Annotated in this window: 20 protein-coding genes; 9 read left to right on the forward strand and 11 right to left on the reverse strand. The window is 70.1% G+C overall.

The window, feature by feature from the left end; genetic code table 11:
• Positions 1-25: 25 nt before the first annotated feature.
• Entirely contained in the window at positions 26-700 is a 675-nt protein-coding gene (locus ACGFU7_RS00110; protein WP_393690712.1) for a FadR/GntR family transcriptional regulator, read from the forward strand.
• A 23-nt stretch (positions 701-723) separates the two neighbouring features.
• Here the strand turns inward: ACGFU7_RS00110 and ACGFU7_RS00115 are convergent, their stop codons facing one another.
• From ACGFU7_RS00115 to fabG, 3 genes are all read right to left on the reverse strand, one after another.
• Complete coding sequence (locus ACGFU7_RS00115; protein ID WP_393690714.1) at positions 724-1,116, reverse strand: hypothetical protein; 393 nt, start codon at positions 1,114-1,116, stop codon at positions 724-726.
• Positions 1,117-1,284: 168 nt separating this feature from the next.
• On the reverse strand, positions 1,285-2,052 hold the full coding sequence (fabI, locus tag ACGFU7_RS00120) for an enoyl-ACP reductase FabI (RefSeq protein ID WP_393690716.1): 768 nt from the start codon (positions 2,050-2,052) through the stop codon (positions 1,285-1,287).
• Between the two features lie 5 nt (positions 2,053-2,057).
• The gene (fabG, locus tag ACGFU7_RS00125) at positions 2,058-2,777 is read right to left on the reverse strand and encodes a 3-oxoacyl-[acyl-carrier-protein] reductase (protein WP_393690717.1); all 720 of its coding nucleotides are present in this window, start codon (positions 2,775-2,777) and stop codon (positions 2,058-2,060) included.
• Positions 2,778-3,009: 232 nt separating this feature from the next.
• Here fabG and ACGFU7_RS00130 point away from each other — a divergent pair, with 232 nt between their 5' ends.
• The 3 genes from ACGFU7_RS00130 (at position 3,010) to tyrS (ending at position 7,331) form a co-directional block, all read left to right on the forward strand.
• The gene (locus ACGFU7_RS00130; protein WP_393690719.1) at positions 3,010-4,533 is read left to right on the forward strand and encodes a TldD/PmbA family protein; all 1,524 of its coding nucleotides are present in this window, start codon (positions 3,010-3,012) and stop codon (positions 4,531-4,533) included.
• An 82-nt stretch (positions 4,534-4,615) separates the two neighbouring features.
• A complete protein-coding gene (locus ACGFU7_RS00135; RefSeq protein WP_393690721.1) occupies positions 4,616-6,010 on the forward strand; it encodes a metallopeptidase TldD-related protein in 1,395 nt (464 codons plus the stop codon).
• A 55-nt stretch (positions 6,011-6,065) separates the two neighbouring features.
• On the forward strand, positions 6,066-7,331 hold the full coding sequence (tyrS, locus tag ACGFU7_RS00140; protein WP_393690723.1) for a tyrosine--tRNA ligase: 1,266 nt from the start codon (positions 6,066-6,068) through the stop codon (positions 7,329-7,331).
• 158 nt (positions 7,332-7,489) lie between these two features.
• Here the strand turns inward: tyrS and ACGFU7_RS00145 are convergent, their stop codons facing one another.
• Entirely contained in the window at positions 7,490-7,765 is a 276-nt protein-coding gene (locus ACGFU7_RS00145) for a GlsB/YeaQ/YmgE family stress response membrane protein (protein WP_393690724.1), read from the reverse strand.
• A 246-nt stretch (positions 7,766-8,011) separates the two neighbouring features.
• On the opposite strand from ACGFU7_RS00145, the gene ACGFU7_RS00150 reads away from it, so the two are divergent.
• The gene (locus ACGFU7_RS00150) at positions 8,012-8,377 is read left to right on the forward strand and encodes a DUF3099 domain-containing protein (RefSeq protein ID WP_393690726.1); all 366 of its coding nucleotides are present in this window, start codon (positions 8,012-8,014) and stop codon (positions 8,375-8,377) included.
• A gap of 264 nt (positions 8,378-8,641) precedes the next feature.
• Positions 8,642-8,899 carry a hypothetical protein gene (locus ACGFU7_RS00155; protein ID WP_393690728.1) on the forward strand — a complete coding sequence of 86 codons (258 nt, stop codon included), beginning with the start codon at positions 8,642-8,644 and terminating at the stop codon, positions 8,897-8,899.
• A gap of 4 nt (positions 8,900-8,903) precedes the next feature.
• On the opposite strand, the gene moaA is transcribed toward ACGFU7_RS00155, so the two are convergent.
• From moaA to ACGFU7_RS00170, 3 genes are all read right to left on the reverse strand, one after another.
• Complete coding sequence (moaA, locus tag ACGFU7_RS00160) at positions 8,904-9,893, reverse strand: GTP 3',8-cyclase MoaA (RefSeq protein WP_393690729.1); 990 nt, start codon at positions 9,891-9,893, stop codon at positions 8,904-8,906.
• Positions 9,894-10,091: 198 nt separating this feature from the next.
• Complete coding sequence (locus tag ACGFU7_RS00165) at positions 10,092-11,732, reverse strand: cation acetate symporter (protein WP_393690731.1); 1,641 nt, start codon at positions 11,730-11,732, stop codon at positions 10,092-10,094.
• Positions 11,729-12,094, reverse strand: coding sequence for a DUF485 domain-containing protein (locus ACGFU7_RS00170; protein WP_393690733.1), 366 nt, complete (start codon positions 12,092-12,094; stop codon positions 11,729-11,731). Before ACGFU7_RS00170 ends, ACGFU7_RS00165 begins: the two co-directional genes overlap by 4 nt.
• Before the next feature lie 294 nt (positions 12,095-12,388).
• Here ACGFU7_RS00170 and ACGFU7_RS00175 point away from each other — a divergent pair, with 294 nt between their 5' ends.
• Positions 12,389-13,924: a S8 family serine peptidase gene (locus tag ACGFU7_RS00175; RefSeq protein WP_393690735.1), complete on the forward strand. Its 1,536-nt coding sequence runs from the start codon at positions 12,389-12,391 to the stop codon at positions 13,922-13,924.
• A 116-nt stretch (positions 13,925-14,040) separates the two neighbouring features.
• Positions 14,041-15,468, forward strand: a complete 1,428-nt coding sequence (locus ACGFU7_RS00180; RefSeq protein WP_393690736.1) for a CoA transferase — start codon at positions 14,041-14,043, stop codon at positions 15,466-15,468.
• On the opposite strand, the gene ACGFU7_RS00185 is transcribed toward ACGFU7_RS00180, so the two are convergent.
• The 3 genes from ACGFU7_RS00185 to ACGFU7_RS00195 are packed head-to-tail and all read right to left on the reverse strand — an operon-like array spanning position 15,458 to position 18,086.
• The gene (locus ACGFU7_RS00185) at positions 15,458-16,501 is read right to left on the reverse strand and encodes a zinc-dependent alcohol dehydrogenase family protein (protein ID WP_393690738.1); all 1,044 of its coding nucleotides are present in this window, start codon (positions 16,499-16,501) and stop codon (positions 15,458-15,460) included. The genes ACGFU7_RS00180 and ACGFU7_RS00185 overlap by 11 nt on opposite strands.
• 20 nt (positions 16,502-16,521) lie before the next feature.
• A complete protein-coding gene (locus tag ACGFU7_RS00190) occupies positions 16,522-17,211 on the reverse strand; it encodes a lysoplasmalogenase (protein WP_393690740.1) in 690 nt (229 codons plus the stop codon).
• Positions 17,208-18,086, reverse strand: coding sequence for a sterol desaturase family protein (locus tag ACGFU7_RS00195; protein WP_393690741.1), 879 nt, complete (start codon positions 18,084-18,086; stop codon positions 17,208-17,210). The genes ACGFU7_RS00190 and ACGFU7_RS00195 overlap by 4 nt, the downstream gene beginning before the upstream one ends.
• A gap of 150 nt (positions 18,087-18,236) precedes the next feature.
• Here ACGFU7_RS00195 and ACGFU7_RS00200 point away from each other — a divergent pair, with 150 nt between their 5' ends.
• Positions 18,237-21,338, forward strand: a complete 3,102-nt coding sequence (locus ACGFU7_RS00200; RefSeq protein ID WP_393690743.1) for an NACHT domain-containing protein — start codon at positions 18,237-18,239, stop codon at positions 21,336-21,338.
• Here the strand turns inward: ACGFU7_RS00200 and ACGFU7_RS00205 are convergent.
• Entirely contained in the window at positions 21,335-22,048 is a 714-nt protein-coding gene (locus ACGFU7_RS00205; RefSeq protein ID WP_393690745.1) for a VIT family protein, read from the reverse strand. The genes ACGFU7_RS00200 and ACGFU7_RS00205 overlap by 4 nt on opposite strands.
• Positions 22,049-22,053 lie beyond the last annotated feature (5 nt).

A 22,053-nucleotide genomic window follows, 5' to 3' on the forward strand; every position in this document is an offset into this window, starting at 1 on the left:
TCCAGCAACCCGAGCAAGGAGCACCATGGCGCTGACGTCTCCGCGGCGTTCGGCACTCGCCGACCAGGTGATTGCCCAGCTGAGGAATCAGATCACCTCGGGCGACTGGCCCGTGGGTTCACGGATTCCCACCGAGCCCGAGCTGGTGGAGCAGCTGGGGGTGGCCCGCAACACCGTCCGCGAGGCCGTGCGCGCGCTCGCGCACAACGGCCTGCTCGACATCCGTCAGGGCTCGGGCACCTATGTCGTCGCCACCAGTGAACTGGCCGGCGTGATGCACCGCCGCTTCGCCTCCGCCGATCCGCGCCATGTCGCCGAGCTGCGCTCCACCCTGGAGTCGTCGGCGGCGCGGCTGGCCGCTGCCCGGCGTACCGAGCGGGATCTGAAGCAGTTGGACGCACTCATGGCGCGCCGGGAGGAGACCTGGGCCGCGGGTGACGCCGAGGCCTTCGTCGCGGCGGACGCAACACTGCACCTGGCTGTGGTCGCGGCCTCGCACAACGATGTGCTGACCGGTCTCTACGCCGATCTGGGCGATCTGCTGCGCGACTATCTCAGGGTGGATGTCGGCCATGAGCTCCGACCGGAGAATCACATGGACCACGGCCGGCTGGTCGAGGCGATCCGGGCGGGGGACGCGGAGACGGCGGCGGCCGAGGCCGCGAGTCATGCGCTGAGCTGTCTGGTGGACCGGGTCTAGGGGGCTGGAGTCTTTCGTTTGGATCAGGCCGGACGGCGCTGGAGCGTGTCCTGCACCCGGTGTGTGACCCAGACGGAGCCGACTTCCTTCCAGCAGCGGTCGTCGAGCCGCACGGTCTGTCCCGGTCCCACGTCGACCGGGGTGGCGTCCGCGTCTATGTCCCACCAGCGGCGGCATTCGGTGTGCAGCTGCACGCGGTCGGTGGAGGGGTACGGGTTGTGGCAGTAGGCGACGACCCGGGAGCCCGTGACCGACGTACGGCATTCGGATCCGGCGGGGTCGGGGGTGGGAGCGGCGGGGGCGGACGCCCCGGCTCCTGCCCGCCCCGCCATGGATATGCCCACGGGGGCGACAAGTCCGGCGACGGCTATGGAGGCCGCCAGCAGCGCCCAGGTTCGGCGACGTGTGGAGCGCACAGCGACCTCCTCCCCGCAGCCTGACCAAAAGTCCGGTTCCACCACATTCTGCGGTGGATCGACCATCTTTTCGACTTGAGCGGGTCGGGGCCGGGCATAGACGCACGACGGCCGCGTACCGCCTGCTCAGAGGCGGTACGCGGCCGTGTCACAGCCTGTCGTACGGGGTCAGGCGCCCATCATGTGCACGCCACCGTCGACGTGGATGATCTCGCCCGTGGTCTTCGGGAAGAAGTCCGAGAGCAGGGCGACGACACCGCGGCCGGCCGGCTCCGGGTCGGCCATGTTCCAGGAGAGCGGGGAGCGGGTGTTCCAGACGTCCGCGAGCTCCGAGAAGCCCGGGATGGACTTGGCGGCCATCGAGCCGATCGGGCCCGCCGAGATCAGGTTGCAGCGGATGTCGTCCTTGCCCAGGTCGCGGGCGAGGTAGCGGGACGTGGCCTCCAGCGCGGCCTTGGCCGGGCCCATCCAGTCGTACTGCGGCCAGGCGAACTGTGCGTCGAAGGTGAGGCCGACGATCGAGCCGCCCTCGCTCATCAGCGGCTTGCAGGCCATGGCGAGCGACTTCAGAGAGAACGCCGAGACATGCATCGCGGTGGCGACGGACTCGAACGGTGTGTTGAGGAAGTTGCCACCGAGCGCCTCCTGCGGCGCGAAGCCGATGGAGTGGACGACGCCGTCCAGCGAACCGAGCTCGTCACGGACCAGGCCTTCGAGGCGGTCCAGGTGCTCGGTGTTGGTCACGTCCAGCTCGATGACCTTGGCCGGCTTCGGCAGCTTCTTGGCGATGCGCTCCGTCAGTGTGGGCCGGGGGAAGGCGGTCAGGATGACTTCGGCACCCTGCTCCTGGGCCACCTTGGCGGTGTGGAAGGCGATGGACGACTCCATCAGCACACCGGTGATGAGGATGCGCTTGCCGTCGAGAATTCCACTCATGGTGATCAGTGACCCATGCCCAATCCGCCGTCAACGGGGATGACGGCTCCAGTGATGTACGACGCGTCGTCGGAGGCGAGGAAGCGCACCGCGGTGGCGATCTCCTCGGGCTGCGCGTAGCGGCCGAGCGGCACCTGGGACACGATGCCCTTGCGCTGCTCCTCGGTGAGCGCCTGGGTCATGTCGGTGTCGACAAAACCGGGCGCGACGACGTTGAAGGTGATGTTCCGCGAGCCGAGTTCACGGGCCAGCGACCGGGCGAAGCCGACCAGACCTGCCTTGGAGGCGGCGTAGTTCGCCTGCCCGGCCGAGCCGAGGAGCCCGACGACGGAGGAGATGAGGACGACGCGGCCCTTCTTGGCGCGCAGCATGCCGCGGTTGGCACGCTTGACGACCCGGAAGGTGCCGGTGAGGTTGGTGTCGAGTACGGACGTGAAGTCGTCCTCGGACATCCGCATCAGCAACTGGTCCTTGGTGATACCGGCGTTGGCGACCAGTACCTCGACGGGACCGTGCTTCTCCTCGATCTCCTTGTAGGCCTGCTCCACCTGTTCGGCGTCCGTGATGTCGCAGCGGACTGCGAGGCAGCCCGCCTCGGTGAGTGCCCGGGGCGGCTCGCCGGAGCGGTAGGTGATCGCGACCTTGTCGCCGTTTTCGGCGAAAGCGCGGGCGATGGCGAGGCCGATGCCCCGGTTTCCTCCGGTGACGAGAACCGAGCGGCTCAACGGATCACCCTTTCGATAGCGGTCTGGTACCTCGAAAACCTATCGGTACCACCCGCCCCACGGGGAATCGGCCCCTGACAGCGCCTCACCCCGGGCACTGTCGGGTTCCTACAGAGGTTCACCCGTCGAGTCGCACCGCACCTGCCTGTCGGCGGACAACGCCCGATAACCCCGGGTGCGGTCACCGTCCGGCGTGGTTCACTTCCGTGGTGTATCGAGAAGGGAATTCCCTGTGCCCCACGAGGTAGATCAGTCATTCCTGGCCCTGCCCCTGCGGGCCCTCGCCGACGCGGCGCTGGCCCGTGCCCGTGCGCTGGGGGCCGTGCATGCCGACTTCCGTTTCGAGCGGGTGCGCAGCGCGTCCTGGCGGCTGCGGGACGCCCGGCCCGCCGGGACCTCGGACACCACCGATCTCGGGTACGCGGTGCGCGTGGTGCACGGTGGGGCGTGGGGGTTCGCGTCCGGCGTGGACCTGACGATGGACGCCGCGGCGAAGGTGGCCTCGCAGGCCGTCGCCATGGCGAAGCTGTCGGCGAAGGTGATCGCGGCGGCCGGTTCCGACGAGCGGGTCGAGCTGGCGGACGAGCCGGTGCACGGTGAGCGGACCTGGGTCTCGGCGTACGACGTCGATCCCTTCGACGTACCGGACGAGGAGAAGGCGGGGCTGCTCGCCGACTGGAGCAGCCGGCTCCTGGGCGCCGAGGGCGTCGCGCATGTGGACGCCTCGCTGATGACCGTCCACGAGAACAAGTTCTACGCGGACACGGCGGGCACCGTCACCACTCAGCAGCGGGTGCGACTGCATCCGCAGTTCACCGCGGTCGCCGTGGACGGGACCACCGGTGAGTTCGACTCGATGCGGACGATCGCCCCGCCGGTGGGCCGAGGCTGGGAGTACCTCACCGGGACCGGCTGGGACTGGGACGCCGAGCTGGAGCGGATCCCCGGGCTGCTGGCCGAGAAGATGCGGGCGCCGAGCGTCGAGGCGGGGACGTACGACCTGGTCGTCGACCCGTCCAACCTCTGGCTGACCATCCACGAGTCGATCGGCCACGCCACCGAGCTGGACCGGGCGCTGGGGTACGAGGCGGCGTACGCGGGGACCTCGTTCGCCACCTTCGACCAGCTGGGGAAGCTGGCGTACGGCTCCCCCGTGATGAATGTGACGGGCGACCGCACCGCCGAGCACGGGCTCGCGACCATCGGGTACGACGACGAGGGTGTCGAGGCGCAGTCCTGGGATTTGATCAAGGACGGGACGCTGGTCGGGTACCAGTTGGACCGGCGGATCGCGAAGCTGACGGGTCTGGGCCGTTCCAACGGCTGCGCGTATGCGGACTCGCCCGGCCATGTCCCCGTACAGCGGATGGCGAACGTGTCGCTGCAGCCGGATCCGGGCGGACTGTCCACGGAGGATCTGATCGGCGGGGTGGAGCGCGGGATCTATGTGGTCGGCGACCGGTCCTGGTCGATCGACATGCAGCGCTACAACTTCCAGTTCACCGGGCAGCGGTTCTTCCGTATCGAGAACGGCAGGCTGGCCGGGCAGCTGCGCGACGTCGCATACCAGGCCACGACGACGGACTTCTGGGGCTCGATGGAGAAGGTCGGCGGCCCGCAGACGTACGTCCTGGGCGGCGCCTTCAACTGCGGCAAGGCCCAGCCGGGCCAGGTCGCGGCCGTCTCGCACGGCTGCCCCTCCGCCCTCTTCCGGGGCGTGAACATCCTCAATACGACGCAGGAGGCCGGACGATGAGCGGTCACCACGGAACCGGCTGGGGGTCCGGGGGTCGCCCCCCGGGACAGCACAGTCTCAATACGACGCAGGAGGCCAGACGATGAGCCGCGTCAGCAAGCCGCACGAGATCGTCGAGCGGGCGCTCGAACTGTCCACCGCCGACGGCTGTGTCGTCATCGCCGACGAGGAGTCGTCCGCGAATCTGCGCTGGGCCGCCAACGCGCTCACGACGAACGGGGTGACGCGGGGGCGGACCCTGACCGTCATCGCGACCGTCGACGGTGCGCAGGGCACCGCGTCCGGGGTGGTGTCGCGGTCCGCGGTCACCGCCGACGATCTGGAGCCGCTGGTGCGGGCCGCCGAGGCCGCCGCGCGCGGGGCCGGTCCGGCGGAGGACGCGCAGCCGCTGGTCACCGGGGTGCCCACGTCGCCCGATTTCACGGACGCACCGGCCGACACGGGCTCGGACGTCTTCGGGGAGTTCGCCCCGGCGCTCGGCGACGCCTTCGCCCGTGCCCGCTCCGGTGGCCGTGAGCTGTACGGCTTCGCCCACCACCAGCTGACCTCGACGTACCTCGGTACGTCGACGGGGCTGCGGCTGCGCCACGACCAGCCGAACGGGACGCTGGAGCTCAATGCCAAGTCCCCCGACCGGACCCGTTCGACCTGGGCGGGCCGCTCCACGCGCGACTTCAAGGACGTCGACCCGGCCGAGCTCGACGCGGAGCTGGCGCAGCGGCTGCGCTGGGCGGAGCGCCGTATCGAGCTGCCCGCCGGGCGGTACGAGACGCTGCTGCCGCCGACCGCCGTGGCCGATCTGCTGATCTACCAGCTGTGGTCGTCGACGGCACGGGACGCCACGGAGGGCCGGACGGTGTTCTCCAAGCCGGGCGGCGGGACGAGGATCGGCGAGACCCTGTCCGAGCTGCCCCTGTCGCTGCGCAGCGACCCGCACGCACCGGGCCTGGAGTCGGCGCCGTTCGTGATCGCCCATGCCTCCGGGGACGGCGCTTCCGTCTTCGACAACGGCCTGCCGCTGACGTCGACCGACTGGATCCGGGACGGCAGGCTGGAGCATCTGACGACCACCCGGCACACGGCGGGGTTGACCGGGCTGCCTGTCGCGCCGGCGATCGACAATCTGGTGCTGGAGGGCGGCGGTGAGCGGTCCTTGGAGGAGATGGTGGCCGCGACGACCGGCCGCGGGCTGCTGCTGACCTGCATGTGGTACATCCGGGAGGTCGATCCGGCGACACTCCTGCTGACCGGGCTGACCCGCGACGGGGTGTATCTCGTCGAGGGCGGCGAGGTCGTCGGCGAGGTGAACAACTTCCGGTTCAACGAGTCGCCGGTGGACCTGCTGTCGCGGGCCACGGAAGCGGGCCGTACGGAGAAGACGCTGCCACGCGAGTGGGGCGACTGGTTCACCCGGGCCGCCATGCCCGCGCTGCGGATCCCGGACTTCAACATGAGCTCGGTGAGCCTGGGCGTGTGACCCGCCTAGACTGGCTGTTGCCTTTCGATACACGTAGCTGAGGAGACACGGAACCGTGACGGACATCGTCGACGAGCTGAAGTGGCGTGGGCTGTTCGCCCAGTCCACTGATGAGGACGCACTGCGCAAGGCTCTCGCGGACGGTCCCGTCACGTTCTATTGCGGCTACGACCCCACCGCGGCGAGTCTGCACGTCGGCCATCTGGTACAGGTGCTCACCATGCGCCGGCTCCAGCAGGCCGGTCTGCGTCCGCTCGCCCTGGTGGGTGGCGCCACCGGTCAGATCGGCGACCCGAGGCCAACCGCCGAGCGCACGCTGAACGACCCGGAGACGATCGCCAACTGGGTGTCGCGGCTGCGGTCCCAGATCGAGCCGTTCCTGTCCTTCGAGGGCGAGAACGCGGCGGTCATGGTCAACAACCTGGACTGGACCGCGGGCATGTCCGCGATCGAGTTCCTCCGGGACATCGGCAAGCACTTCCGCGTCAACAAGATGCTGACCAAGGAATCCATCGCCCGGCGGCTGGAGTCCGACGAGGGCATCAGCTACACCGAGTTCAGCTACCAGCTGCTCCAGAGCATGGACTACCTGGAGTTGTACCGGCGCTACGGCTGCACCCTCCAGCAGGGCGGCAGCGACCAGTGGGGCAACCTCACCGCGGGCCTCGACCTGATCCACCGCCTGGAGCCGGGCGCCGAGGTGCACGCGCTGGCGACCCCGCTGATGACGAAGGCGGACGGGACCAAGTTCGGCAAGTCCGAGAGCGGGGCCGTCTGGCTCGACCCGGCGATGACGACGCCGTACGCGTTCTACCAGTTCTGGCTGAACGTGGACGACCGGGACATCTCCCGGTACATGCGCATCCTCAGCTTCCGGAGCCCCGCGGAGCTGGCGGAGCTGGAGAAGGTCACCGAGGAGCGCCCGCAGGCCCGGACGGCGCAGCGCGCGCTGGCCGAGGAGCTGACGACCCTGGTGCACGGTGCCGATCAGTGCGCTGCGGTCATCGCGGCGTCGAAGGCGCTCTTCGGCCAGGGTGAGCTCGGCGAGCTGGACGAGGCGACGCTGAGCGCCGCACTGTCCGAGGTGCCGCATGCGCAGGTCACCGAGCTCGGCCCGCTGGTGGACCTCCTGGTGGAGGTCGGCCTGGCGCCGAGCAAGTCGGGCGCCCGCCGCACGGTGAAGGAGGGTGGTGCGTACGTGAACAACGTCAAGGTCACGGACGGCGAGAGCGCACCGGCCCGCGAGGAGCTGCTGCACGGACGCTGGCTGGTGCTGCGCCGGGGCAAGAAGAACCTCGCCGCCGTCGAGGTCACCGACTGATCCCGGACCATTCGCCGCTGCGGCCGGGCACGCGTGACGCGTGTCCGGCCGCAGCGCGTTGTGGCCCGGTGGCCCAGGCCTTCTGTTGGTTCAGGCTTTCTCTTGACCCAGGCTTTCTGTTGACCCAGGCCGTCTGTTGGCTCAGGCCGTCTGTTGGCTCAGGCCTTCTGTCTGGTGCCGCGGAACGAGGCCCACAGCATGTCGCCGACACCTACGATGACCACCGCACCGATCAGCTGGAACAGATGGCGCGTCCAGTCGATGCCCTTGGTGTCGTTGACACCGATCCAGGTGGCGACGGCATTGCCGAGGACACTGCCGATGATGCCGAAGATCGTCGTCAGCCAGAGTGGGATGCTCTGTTTGCCGGGCAGGATCGCCTTCGCGATCAGACCGAGCACCAGACCCACGATGATTGCCCACAACCAGCCCATGTCGCCTCCTCGTGCGACGCGATGTCGCGCATGTGCGCCCAGTCTCGGCCCGCGGGCCGTACGCCGCATGTCGGACGCGTCCGTACGTGCGGCACGGCTGCCGATTTGCACGAATGCGGCGCGCCCCGGTCTCGAAGCCGGCGGACGCCGGGCGTACCGTGGGTGCGGTCCGGGCCGGGAGCGTCCGGCGCGGGAATGAGGTCTCCCCCGGCCCGCGAGGCGCTGGGGAAGGGTGGTGGAGACGTGATGCGGAAGCAGAGCGGAGTCGAGGTCTTCCGGATCACGGGGGCCCGGCAGGGGCTCGCGGACGATGTGCGCGGCAGGCAGCGGCGCTATGTGATCTCGATGTCCGTGCGGACGGTCTCGGTGGTCCTGGCCGCCGTGCTGTGGAACGTCGAGCGGTATGTCGCGACCGTGGCGCTGGCGCTCGGTGTTCTGCTCCCGTACGTGGCGGTGGTCATCGCCAACGCGGGCCGGGAGAACACCCCTTCGCTTCCCTCGACCTTCGTCCCGGCGCCGATGCGTCCGGCGCTCGACGCGGCACCCGTGACCAGTACTGCGGAATCCGGTCCGGAGGCCGACGAGGCCCGGCGCGGCGGGGAATCGGCATAAGCACAGTCGGGGCCGGACCGCACCCAAGGCTCAAGAAAACCTCAGATCAATCATGAAGTTACGGTGCACCGCACCCCGGTCTGCGTGACATACTTCGTAGGCGCTCCGCATCCCCCGTCGGAGCGACAGACCGACGCCGGGCAGCTCCCCCCGTGGCTGCTCGGCGTCGTTTTTTCTCCAGCTGTTCTCCGGCTTTTTCCGGAAGGGATGCCTCGGGCGGTCGACCCGTGAGGCCGGCACAGGCACTGACCTAGGGTTGAGTCCGTGAACTCCCCTGAATCCGCGGCCGAGACCGCTGCCGCCGCACCCATCTGTTCCGCCAAGGGCTGCCGGGCCGACGCCGTATGGGTGCTCGCCTGGAACAACCCGAAGCTGCATACCCCGGAGCGCCGTAAGACCTGGCTGGCCTGCGAGGAACACCGGGAGCATCTCTCCTCGTTCCTGGGGGTCCGGGGCTTCCTCAAGGATGTCGTGACGCTGGCGGAGTGGGAGTCCGGCGGCTCGGGGCCGGACAGGCCCTGAGGCCCTAGCCGCCGATCGCCGACATCGGCCGGTCGGGCTGCAGGAAGGACGGGTCGTCCAGACCGGATCCGGCCTTCTTTCCCCACATCGCGAGCGTCCAGATCCGGGCGATCTCCTCGTCCGGCGCGTCCGAGCGCAGGGCGCCGCGCAGATCGGTCTCCTCGCGGGCGAACAGGCAGGTGCGCACCTGTCCGTCGGCGGTGAGCCTGGTCCGGTCGCAGGCCCGGCAGAAGGGGCGGGTGACGGAGGCGATGACGCCGACGCGGTGGGGCCCACCGTCGACGAGCCAGCGCTCGGCGGGGGCGGAGCCGCGCTCGCCGTCGCCCTCCTCGGTGAGGGTGAAGCGGGTGCGCAGCGACTGGAGCATGTCGCCTGCCGTGATCATGCCGTCGCGCTTCCAGCCGTGCTGCGCGTCGAGCGGCATCTGCTCGATGAAGCGGAGCTCGTAGTCGTGCTCGACGGCCCAGGCGAGCAGGTCGGGGGCCTCGTCGCCGTTGAGTCCCGGCATCAGGACGCTGTTGACCTTGACCGGGGTGAGACCGGCGTCGCGGGCGGCTTCGAGGCCGGCCAGCACGTCGTGGTGGCGGTCGCGGCGGGTGAGTGTCTTGAAGACGTCGGGTCGCAGGGTGTCCAGCGAGACATTGACCCGGTCCAGGCCGGCGGTCTTGAGCGCGGCCGCTGTGCGCTTCAGCCCGATGCCGTTGGTCGTGAGCGACATCTTGGGGCGCGGGCTCAGGGCCGCGCATCGCTCGACGATGGAGACGAGCCCGGGGCGCAGCAGCGGCTCACCGCCGGTGAAGCGGACCTCGGTGATGCCGAGCCGGGTGACGGCGATGCGGACCAGCCGGACGATCTCGTCGTCACTGAGCAGGTCGGGCTTGGCCAGCCACTGCAGGCCTTCTTCCGGCATGCAGTACGTGCACCGCAGATTGCACCGGTCGGTCAGCGATACGCGGAGGTCGGTGGCGACCCGATCGTAGGTGTCGATGAGCATGTGGGCCCCCTCCCCCAGTAACTTCCCGGCTGCGGATCTGGCTCTTCCGGTTGACTTCTCCGAGACTACGCGAGACCTGTGACATCGGAGGGGCCCGTTTGCCACGAGGGGCGGCGTGGCCGCGTCGTAGGACTCTACGACGCGGCCACGGGACCGGAGTGACGCGTGGAGCGAACTCCTCGGAAAACCGCTCCTGTCTCAGTGCGCCCCGACGCCCGTGAGGGACTTGACCTCCAGCTCGGCGTACTTGCCCTTGTCCGGCTCCTCCTTCGAGAGGAGGGAGCCGATCCAGCCGAGCAGGAAGCCCAGCGGGATGGAGATCAGGCCCGGGTTCTCCAGCGGGAACCAGGCGAAGTCGACGCCCTTGAACATCGATGTCTTGGGGTTGCCGGAGACGACCGGCGAGAACAGCACCAGGAGCACCGAGCTCGCCAGACCGCCGTAGATCGACCACAGCGCGCCCTGGGTGGTGAACCGCTTCCAGAAGAGGCTGTAGAGGATCGTCGGCAGGTTGGCGGAGGCCGCGACGGCGAAGGCGAGCGCCACCAGCCCGGCGACGTTCATGTCGCGGGCGAAGGCGCCCAGGACGATCGCGACCGCGCCGATGAGGACGGTGGCCCAGCGGGCGGCCCGCATCTCCTCCTTCTCGGTGGCCTTCCCCCTGCGAATGACGTTGGCGTAGATGTCGTGCGCGAAGGAGGACGAGGAGGCGAGGGTGAGCCCCGCGACGACGGCGAGGATGGTGGCGAAGGCGACGGCCGAGATCACGGCGAGCAGCACGGCGCCGCCGGTGGAGCCGACCCCGCCGAGGTACTCGGCGAGCTGCGGGGCGGCCGCGTTGCCGGCCGGGTTCTTCGCCCGGATCTCGTCCGGGCCGATCAGGGCCGCGGCGCCGAAGCCGAGCGCGATCGTCATCAGGTAGAAGGCGCCGATGATGCCGATGGCCCAGTTGACCGACTTACGGGCGGCCTTGGCGGTCGGCACCGTGTAGAAGCGGATGAGGATGTGCGGCAGGCCGGCGGTGCCGAGGACCAGTGCGATGCCGAGGGAGAGGAAGTCCAGCTTCGAGGTGCCGGTGGCACCGTACTTGAGGCCGGGCTCCAGGAACGCCGCTCCGTGGCCGCTCTTCGAGGCGGCCGTGCCCAGCAGGTCGGAGATGTTGAAGTTGAACTTCAGCAGCACCAGGAAGGTCATCAGAAGGGCACCGGCGATGAGCAGCACGGCCTTGACCATCTGAACCCAGGTGGTGCCCTTCATGCCGCCGATGGTGACGTACACGATCATCAGTACGCCGACCAGCGCGACGATGAGGATCTTGCCCGCGTCGCTGGTGATGCCGAGGAGCAGGGAGACCAGGACGCCCGCGCCCGCCATCTGTGCCAGCAGGTAGAAGATCGAGACGATGATGGTGGAGACGCCGGAGGCGGTACGGACCGGGCGCTGCCGCATCCGGTAGGCGAGGACGTCGCCCATCGTGTAGCGGCCCGAGTTGCGCAGCGGTTCGGCGACCAGCAGCAGGGCCACCAGCCAGGCGACGAGGAAGCCGATGGAGTACAGGAAGCCGTCGTAGCCGAAGAGGGCGATGGCCCCGGCGATCCCGAGGAACGAGGCCGCCGACATGTAGTCGCCGGAGACCGCGAGTCCGTTCTGGAAGGCGGTGAACTGGCGGCCGCCGGCGTAGAAGTCGGAGGCGCTCTTGGTCTGCCGTCCGGCCCAGATGGTGATGCCCAGGGTCGCGGCGACGAACACGGCGAAGAGCGTGATGATCAGCGGCCGGTGCTCGGTGGTCGAGGAGGCGGCCAGTTGGAGCGCGGGGTGCGAGTGGTACACGGCGCTCATGCGTCGGCCTCCATACGGGACTTGATGGCCTCGGCCTTCGGGTCGAGCTTCGCGGCTGCGTGGCGCGAGTAGAGCCAGGCGATGAGGAACGTGGTGACGAACTGGGCGAGACCGAACACGAAGGCCACGTTGATGTTGCTGTACACCTCGGTGCCCATGAAGCCGCCCGCGTAGTTGGACAGCAGCACGTACAGCAGGTACCAGAGGATGAAGGCGATGGTCAGCGGGAAGGCGAACGAGCGGTAGGTGTGGCGCAGTTCGCCGAACTCCCCGCTCTCCTGCGTCGCGATGAACGCCTCGGTCGTGGGCTCGGCAGGGCGGGTGTCCGTCATGCCCTCGGGCGGCGGTGCATCGGTAGCCACGGAATCTCCTCGCGACGCGGGTGCGGTGGTGGTGGGGACGGTGGACTTCACTGGGGAACCTCGATATCGGGGGGGGTGATGGTGCGCCTCCCCCTGACAACGGCACGGAGAGCGCGGCGAAGCGGTTCACCGCGGGTCCGCACCTCCCGAACTCGCCTCTTCGCGCCCGTCCGGCCGAACCGGTATCCCGAACTCATTGATGAGCAGGGATGATCAGCGATAACTTCACTCGTCATGTACGCGACTGGGCACACCCCGTGTCCGGTCGCCCGGCACGGATGATGTGGAGACCCCATGGCTCATCTGGGATCCAGACGGACGCGCGCACTGACGCTGCCCGTCGGATTGGCGCTCACGGCCTCGCTCGGCTTCCTGCCGACGGGTGCCGCCTCTGCCGCACCGGTGGACGCACAGCCCACGGCGGCGGTGTCGACGGACGGCCCGAAGCTCTCGTACGTGGTCAACACACGCGGCGGTCACGGGACCGTCAAGCAGGTGAAGAAGGCGATAGCCGAGGCCGGCGGCACGGTGGTGATCGCCTATGAGCAGATCGGTGTCATCGTCGTCCACTCGCAGAACCCGGACTTCGCGAAGTCGATCCGCCGGGTCAGGGGTGTCGATTCGGCAGGGGCCACCCGCACCAACCCCATCGTCCCGCAGGCCACCAAGGACATCGGGGTCGAGCAGCCGCTCACCGCCGAGCAGGCGAAGAGCGCGGCCGCGCAGGCGACGGCGGACCAGGATCCGATGGAGCCCCTGCAGTGGGATCTGCCCGCCATCAAGGCGGACCAGGCGCACCGGAAGTCGCTGGGCAGCAGCAAGGTCACAGTCGCGGTCATCGACACGGGTGTCGATGACACCCACCCGGACCTGGCGCCGAACTTCGACCGCGGGGCCTCGGCGAACTGTGTGTCCGGTGCGCCGGACACGACGGACGGTGCCTGGCGTCCGAAGACCGGTGAGAGCGACCACGGCACACATGTCGCGGGCACCATCGCCGCCGCGAAGAACGGCATCGGCGTGACCGGGGTCGCGCCGGGCGTGAAGGTCTCCGGCATCAAGGTGGCGAACCCGAACGGGTTCTTCTACACCGAGTCGGTGGTCTGCGGCTTCGTCTGGGCCGCCGAGCACGGCGTCGATGTCACCAACAACAGCTATTACACCGACCCTTGGCTGTTCAACTGCAAGAACGACCCGGACCAGGGTGCCCTGGTCGAGGCCGTCACCCGCGCCACGCGGTACGCGGAGCGCAAGGGCACGGTCAATGTCGCCGCCGCCGGCAACTCGGCCGAGGACCTGGCCGCCGACGAGATCGAGGACACGACCAGCCCGAACGACACCACGCCGGTCACCCGGACGATCAACCCGCGCGAGTGCTTCGACATCCCGACGATGCTGCCGGGCGTCGTGACGGTCTCGGCGACCGGTGCCAAGGGCCTGAAGGCCTCGTACTCGAACTACGGGAACGGTGTCATCGACGTGGCGGCCCCGGGCGGCGACTCGACGGTCTACCAGACACCCGCACCGCCCGCCACGAGCGGTCTGATCCTGTCCACGCTGCCGGGCGGCAAGTACGGCTACAAGGCCGGTACGTCGATGGCCTCCCCGCATGTCGCGGGTGTCGCGGCCCTGATCAAGTCGACGCACCCGCACGCCTCGGCGGCCGTGGTGAAGGCGCTCCTGACGGCCGGGGCCGACGCCACCGCGTGCGGTGCGCCGTACGACATCGACGGTGACGGCAAGATCGACGCCGTCTGCGAGGGCGGCAAGAACCGCAACGGCTTCTACGGGGCCGGTGTGGTGAACGCGCTGAACGCGGTCCGCTGGTAGGGAATGCGCTGTAGCGGGAGGGTCCGGAGTCGTCGGCCGGCCCCTCCCGCTGAGTCTTCCCGGGTCTCTCTCCGCTCCTCTTCCTGGGTCGTGGCACTCAGTGCCATAGTGCGGGGATGACTCATACACGGATGTCCGGTACGGAGCAGGCCTGGGCGGCGCTCGGCGGTGATCCCGCGCTTCTTGCACACATCGGGACGAATGGCCCCGAGGGGCTGCTGCCCGCCCGGCTGCCCGCCATGGAACTGGCCCGTTCCGCCGTCGCGGTCTGCTCTCTGGCCGCGGCCGAACTGGCCGCCCGCCGCACCGCGCGCCCCGTGCCGCAGGTCCGGGTCGACGACGGTGCGGTGGCCACGGCGTTCACGAGCGAGCGCCATCTGCGGATCGACGGGCGCGCACCGACCAACTTCGCCCCGCTGTCCCGGTTCTGGCGTACGGCGGACGGCTGGGTCCGTACGCATGCCAATTACCCGCATCACCGGGCCCGGTTGCTCGCCACGCTGGGGCTGCCCGCGGACACCTCGGACGACATCGCCGTGGACGCCGTCGCCGCCTCGTTCGCCGGGCGCCTGGGACCGGAGATCGAGCAGACGGTGTACGCGACGGGCGGCCTGGCCGTGGTGGCCCGTACGCCTGAGGAGTGGGCGGCCGATCCGCGGGGCGCCGCGGTCGCTGGCACGCCGCTGGTGGCCAGGGACCGTATCGACAGCGCGCCGGCCCGCCGGACGGCGGTGCTCGCCGGTGAACCGCTGCTGCCCGCCGCCGGGTTGCGCGTGCTGGACCTCACCCGGGTCATCGCGGGGCCCGTCGCCACCCGTACGCTCGCGCTGCTCGGCGCGGATGTCCTGCGGATCGATGCCCCGCAGCTCCCGGAGAGCCAGGACGCGCACAGCGACACCGGTTTCGGGAAGCGGTCGGTGAACCTGGATCTCGGCAGCCGCTCCGGTGCGGCCACGTTCGACGAGCTGCTGGCCGGCGCGGATGTGGTCGTCACCGGCTACCGGCCCGGTGCGGTCGAGCGGTTCGGCCTGATGCCGGAGTCCCTGGCCGCGCGCAGGCCGGGGCTGGTGATCGGGCGGCTCTCGGCCTGGGGGCACGGTCCATGGGCTCAGCAGCGCGGCTTCGACAGTCTGGTGCAGGTGGCCACCGGCATCGCCTCGGTCGAGGCCACGGCAGGACCCGGGAACCCGCCCGGTGCGCTGCCCGCCCAGGCGCTCGACCACGGCACGGGCTATCTGCTGGCCGCCGCCGTGCTGCGCGCGCTGACCGAGCAGCACGACGAGGGCGGCTCCCGGCTGGCCACGCTCTCGCTCGCCCGTACCGCCGCCTGGCTGCTCGACGAGCTGCCCGCCCGGCAGGAGTCCGGGGCCGGGGCCGGGGCCGGGGGATCGTACGACCCGGAGAAGTGGCTCACGGAGACGGACAGCCCGCTGGGCCGGCTGCGTCACGCTCTGCCGCCGGTCGCCTTCGACGGTTCCCCCGCCGACTGGTCGCGCCCGCCCGGCCCGCTGGGGGCGGACTCGACCGCCTGGCTCACGGCTTGATGAGCACCTTCAGCGCCGTCCGGTCGTCCATCGCCTTGTAGCCGGCGGGGACGTCGTCGAGGCCGATGGTCAGGTCGAAGACGGGCGACGGGTCGATCGTGCCGGACAGCACGTCGGGGAGCAGCTCCGGAATGTACGTCCGCACGGGGGCGACGCCGCCGCGCAGGGCGATGTTCCGGTCGAACATGACGCCGAGGTCCAGGCCGGTGCCGCTGCCGTGCGGCACGCCGACGTAGCCGATGGAGCCGCCGTCGCGGGTGATCCCGACGGCGGTGCGCATCGACTGCTCGGTGCCGACGGCCTCGATCACGGCGTGTGCGCCCTCGCCGCCGAGCAGTTCCCGTACGGCTTCGACGGCCGCCTCGCCGCGCTCGGCGACGACGTCCGTGGCGCCGAAGGTGCGGGCGATGTCCGTACGCACCTGATGGCGGCCGAGCGCGATGATCCGCTCGGCGCCGAGCCGCTTGGCGGCCATGACGCCGCACAGCCCGACTGCTCCGTCACCGACGACCGCGACCGTGGTGCCGGGCTTCACGCCCGCGCCGATGGCGGCGTGGTGTCCGGTGCCCAGTACGTCGGACAGGGCCAGCAGCGCGGTGAGCAGGTGGTCGTCGGAGGCTGCGGCGGCGGGGAGCTTGACCAGCGTGCCGTCGGCGAACGGGACGCGCACGGCCTCGCCCTGCCCGCCGTCGGAGCCGACCGAGCCCCAGAAGCCGCCCTGCGGGCAGGAGGTGGTCAGGCCCTCCGCGCAGTACGCGCAGGTGCCGTCGGACCAGACGAAGGGCGCGACGACGAGGTCACCGACGGCGAAGCCGGCCACCTCGGAACCCGCCTCCTCGACGATCCCGAGGAACTCGTGCCCGATGCGCTGGCCGGGCTGCCGGGCGGACTCGCCGCGGTACGCCCACAGGTCGCTGCCGCAGATACAGGCCCGCAGGACCCGCAGCACCACATCGGTGGGCTGCTGGATCGACGGGTCCGGCACCTCCTGCACACGAATGTCGTGGGGGGCGTGGATGACGGTGGCGCGCATGCGTGGGGTCCTTGCTGATCTCAGATACTGATACTCCGTTCACGGTACGCCCCAGGAGCGACACCGGCCCATTTCGCCCCGGGCGCGAGCGCTCCGACGGTCAGCAGGAACTGTGCGGCGATGTAGGTGAGCATGACCCAGAAGTCGGGGGCGGGCAGCTGCGGCCAGTCGGCGATGCCGGTGGCGATGAGCGCGTCGGAGAGCAGGAAGAGCGCCCCGCCGACGGCCGCGTACCGGCCGAGGGTGCCGGCGCGGTACGCCATCGCAGTGAGCAGCAGGCTGTAGCCGGTCATCGGAATCCGCATGTCCGCGGGCAGTCCGCTCCAGAGCAGCGCGACGAAGGTGGCCAGGACGGCGGCGTACACGACCCCGACGGGCAGCGAGCTGCGGGCGCGTCCGAAGAGCCATAGATAGCAGACGTGACCTGCGGCGAAGGAGCCCATGCCGATGAGGAAGGCGGCATCGGCATCGGGCAGCAGCAGCGTGTCGCCGCCCCAGCCGAACAGGAGCGCCGCGATGAGCAGCCGGGGGCCGCGCCGGGCGGCTGCGTACCCGGCCAGCAGCGGCATCAGCAGGGGCTTGGCGACGAGGTGGGCGACCGGGACGTCGGCGAGGACACCGAAGAGGTCGACGGCCGAGGCCACGAGGAAGGCGATGAGCAGCGGGCGTACGAGTCGCTCCCGCCGGTCCGTGACGGCAACGGCGCTCATCGGGTGCGCTCCTGGGCGGGGACGGCCGTACGCGCGGCCGTTCCGGCGGGCTGCCAGCCGGGCCCGCGGAAGATCCGCCCGGCGCGCTCGCTCCAGCTGCCCGCCGCGCGCACATCGCGGGCGATGGCGGCGTACTCGTGGGTGGCGACACGAAGCGGATTGAATGTGCCGATGTTCTTGGTGAGGCCGAACACGGGCCGCTCCGTCTCGGCGGTGAAGGATCCGAAGAGCCGGTCCCACAGGATCAGGATGCCGCCGAAGTTCCGGTCCAGGTAGCCGCCCTGCGACGCGTGGTGCACCCGGTGGTGGGAGGGCGTGTTCAGTACGTACTCGAAGGGCCTGGGGAGCTTGTCGATGCGCTCCGTGTGCACCCAGAACTGGTAGACGAGGTTCGCCGACGAGCAGAAGGCGAGCGCGGCCGGGTGGACACCGCAGGCGATGAGCGGCACATAGAACGGCCAGACGGTCAGCGACGTCCAGGGCTGGCGCAGCGCGGTGGAGAGGTTGAACTTCCGGCTGGAGTGGTGGACCACATGGCAGGCCCAGAGGATCCGGATGACGTGGTGGCCGCGGTGGGACCAGTAGTAGAAGAAGTCCTGCGCGAGCAGCATCAGCGGGACGGTCCACCACAGCACGGGGACGCGGAGCGGGGTCAGCTCGTAGACCGCGGTGTAGACAGCGACGATGGGCACTTTCCACAGCAGGTCGAAGACCAGACTGCCGAGCCCCATGGTGATGCTGGTGACGGCGTCCTTCGCCTCGTATCCGGCGGCTTCGTCATCGGGATGGAAGTGGTGGAGGGCCATTTCGAGGACAGTGAGCAGGACGAAGGCCGGTATGGACCAGAGCACGACATCGGGCAGGTTCGGCGGCATGCGAGCACCGTAGAGCCGCAGGTCGGCCGGGGACTAGACGTTGTTACCAACAAGTATGCGAGACGTGGTGTCAGCAGTCTTTGGTGACTTCTGCCAATGCGGGCGTCGTACGATCCCTTGTACTGGAGCTTCCGTGGGGGAGGAACTGCCGTGCAGGGTCTGGAAGTTGCGATGCTTCGGCTGGCCACGACGGTGATCGGCACGGTCACCAAGTCGATGGTGGCGCCGAAGCCCGGCGCGGGCCTGGTCCCGGACCCGGTGCGTCCGCTCCCCCGCCCTGCAAAGCCGGACCGCCTGGCGAAGGTGCTCGGCGGGCGGCTGGCCCAGTCGTACTCCGGAGTGCCGGAGCATGAGCGGCTGGCCGCCGTGGAAGCGGTACGGGACACCTTCGCGGCAGCGGGCGAACTGACGGCGGACCGGCTGTTCGCCGTGGACCTGGAGCCCGAGCGGCTGCGCGCCGAGCTGTCGGCGCCCGCCGCGGGCCTTTCGGAGCGTGCGGTCGAGCTGTACGAGGAGCTGCTCGGCCGGTGCTGTGCGCACGCCGTGGAGCAGCTGACCGCCCAGCCGTCGTTCGCGGCGCGGGCGGCGGTGGAGCAGGTCCGCGCGGCGGAGCGGACGCGGGAGCTGGTGGAGGACGTACGGGCCCGGGTGGGCCCGCGCCCGGACGCGGCGGCGCTGGAGTTCGAGCGGCGGTACGCGGAGTTCGTGGCCGCCGCGAACAGCCGGATGGGGTTGTTCGGGCTGACGCTGGGGCGGTCGGCGAGCGAGTGGCCGCTGGAGACGGCGTACATCAGTCTGGCGGTGAGTTCCCATGACACCGGTTCGCCGTGGTGGGAGCTGTCCGCACCGGACCGGGTGACGGTCAAGGCCGAGCAGGCTCTCCTGGAGACCAACCGGCTGCTTCTGCGCGGCCCGGCGGGTTCCGGGAAGAGCACGCTGGTGCAGTGGCTGGCGCTGAATGCCGCACGCCGCACGTTCGGCAGCGAGCTGATGGACTGGAACCGCTGCGTGCCGTTCGTCCTGCGGCTGCGCGCCTTCACGTCGTACGAGACCCTGCCCGCCCCGGACGATTTCCTGCGCGCGACCGGGGTTCCGCTGCACGGTGCGGCGCCTGCGGGATGGGCGGACCGGCTGCTGACCGAGGGCCGGGCTCTGGTCCTGGTCGACGGGGTGGACGAGGTCCCGATGCGGCTGCGCAACCGGACCGAGCGCTGGCTCAAGGATCTGATCGCGGCCTACCCCCAGGCCCGCTACGTGGTGACGACCCGGCCGGCCGCTGTCCCGGACGGGTGGCTGGGGCAGCAGGGCTTCGTCGCGCACTCGCTGCTGCCGATGGAACGGGACGACATCCGCGCATTCATCGGGCACTGGCACGACGCGGCGAGGGCGGAGTGCCTGTCCGACGACGATCGGGAGCAGCTCGACACGTACGAGGGCTCGTTGCGGCGGGCGGTCGGAATGCGCCGGGACCTGGGCCGGCTGGCGACCAATCCGCTGATGTGCGCGCTGCTGTGCGCGCTGAACCGGGACCGGCGGATGCAACTGCCACGCGCCCGCAAGGAGCTGTACGACGCGGCGCTGGACATGCTGCTGGTACGCCGGGACACGGAGCGCGAGATCGTGGGCGTGGAGGGCGTCGACCTCACCCGGGAGGAGCAGACGGCTCTGCTCCAGCGGTTGGCGTACTGGCTGATCCGTAACGGGCAGGTGGAGGCGGACCGCAAGGAGGCCGTCGCGATGGTCGCGGAGTGGCTGCGGGCGATGCCACAGGTGCGAGGCACGGCCGACCAGGTGTTCTCGCATCTGCTGATCCGCAGCGGACTGCTGCGCGAACCGGCCCCGGGCGCGGTGGACTTCGTACACCGGACGTTCCTGGACTACCTCGGGGCGAAGGCGGCGGTGGAGGCGCGGGACTTCGGGGTGCTGGTGCGCAACGCGCACGATGACCAGTGGGACGACGTGGTGCAGATGGCGGTGGGGCACGCGCGGGTGGATGAACGAGCCGTGCTTCTGAGTAAGTTGTTGCATCGTTCCGAGGAGGAGCCGGAACACCGCCATCGTCTGGTGCTGCTGGCGGCGGCGAGCCTGGACCATGCGCCGGAGCTGCATCCCGGTGTGCGGTCCGAGGTCCAGGCACGGACGGAGGAGCTGCTGCCGCCGCTGGATCCCGATGATGCCGGCGAACTCGCCAAGGCGGGTGAGCTGGTGCTGGACCTGCTGCCGAAGCCCGGCAATCTGAGCGAGGGCACTGCGGCCGCGATCGTACGGACGGCGGCACTGATCGGGGGAGATGCCGCGTTCGAGGTGATGGTCGGGTTCAGGGAGGACGAGCGACCGGAGGTCTCCCGTCAACTGGCCGAGGGCTGGGGCACCTTCGCAACCGAGGAATACGCCCGGGAGGTGCTCTCCACCAGTTCCTGGACCAGGTCGTATCTGTACGTTCGCAGACCCGATCAGCTCAGCGCGCTGCACCACACGCGTGGGGCCCGGCGGATCCACGTGAGCGGCGACCATTGCGATCTCGGCCCCCTGCTCCTGCTGGATGCCCCGGAAGCGCTCTTCCTGTACGACAACCATGCGCTGACGGACCTCTCCGTCCTGGCCTCTGTGCCCTCACTGGCCGACGTGGGACTCAGCCGCTGTTCACGGGTACAGGACCTGAGCCCGCTGGCCGGCCCCGGGCTGAGGAGCCTCCTGCTGTACGAGATCAACCCCGATGTCTCCATCGAGCCGCTGCGCGACATGACGGGGCTCAAGGACTTCACGGCTCAGCACCCTTTACTCATCGAGAGCGTGGGCGAACTGCCCATCGGCCCTCAGCTCGTCAACCTCGGATTCTCCCGTCAGACCCGGTATCTGAGTCTCGACGGCATCGAGCGCTGGCCGCACCTGGACTCGCTCACGGTCGGGGGCCGGACCCAGCTCCGCCAGCTGGAACGGCACCCCACCCTCTCCATGCTCACGGGACTGGGAGTGCACGAGGTCGATCACTTCGACCCCCGGCTGATTCCCGCCCTCACCGGGCTGCAGCGGCTCTTCCTGTTCCGCTGCGGGACCGTCGGCGATCTGACTCCCCTGCGCGATCTGCCCGGCCTCACCTCGCTCCGGCTGAGCCACTGCGCCCAGGACGCTCCCCCGATCGATCTGAGCCCGCTGGCCGGCATCAAGCGCCTCACTGTCACGCTGCTGGACGACACCCGGGCCACCGGCACCGAACTCTTCCCGCCCGAACGCATCATCCGCCTCCCCTAAACCCCCACCGCCCCCAGCAACTCCCCCGCCGCATAAGTAACCGCCATCGCCACCGCTCCCCCACCCATGTTCCGCAGCACCGCGGGTCCCGCCGTCGCGTCCCCCAGCCGTGCGCTCCACCAGCCCGTCAGCGCCAGCGCCGCCAGCACCGACAGCACGGTCACGAGGAGCCGCAGCGATGACGGCGGCAGCACGATCGCCAGCAGCGGCAGCAGCGCGCCCGCTGTGAACGCCAGGAAGCTCGCGCCCGCCGCATGCCACGGGTTCGCCAGCTCGTCCGGGTCGATGCCCAGCTCGACCACCGCGTGGGCGCGCAGCGCGTCGCGTTCGGTGAGCTGGAGGGCGGCCTCGCGGGCGACTTCCCGGCTCAGGCCTTTGCCCTCCAACAGGCCGGTGAGTTCGACGAGTTCGGCCTCCGGGGTCTCCGCCAGCTCCCGTTTCTCCGTCGCCAGCGCGGCCCGCTCCGAGTCGCGCTGGGTGGAGACCGATACGTACTCGCCCGCCGCCATCGACATGGACCCGGCCAGCAGTCCGGCCAGGCCCGCCGTGAGCAGGGCGCCGCGGTCGCCGGTGGCGCCGGCCACGCCGACGACCAGGCCCGCGGTGGAGACCACACCGTCGTTGGCACCGAGGACCGCGGCGCGCAGCCAGTTCAGCCGCGCGCCGAGCCCGTTGCCGTGCGCTTCGTCATGCGCCTGGGTATCCGTCACCCGGG

This window comes from Streptomyces sp. NPDC048473 (genome assembly GCF_043200155.1).
Lineage (GTDB): Bacteria > Actinomycetota > Actinomycetes > Streptomycetales > Streptomycetaceae > Streptomyces.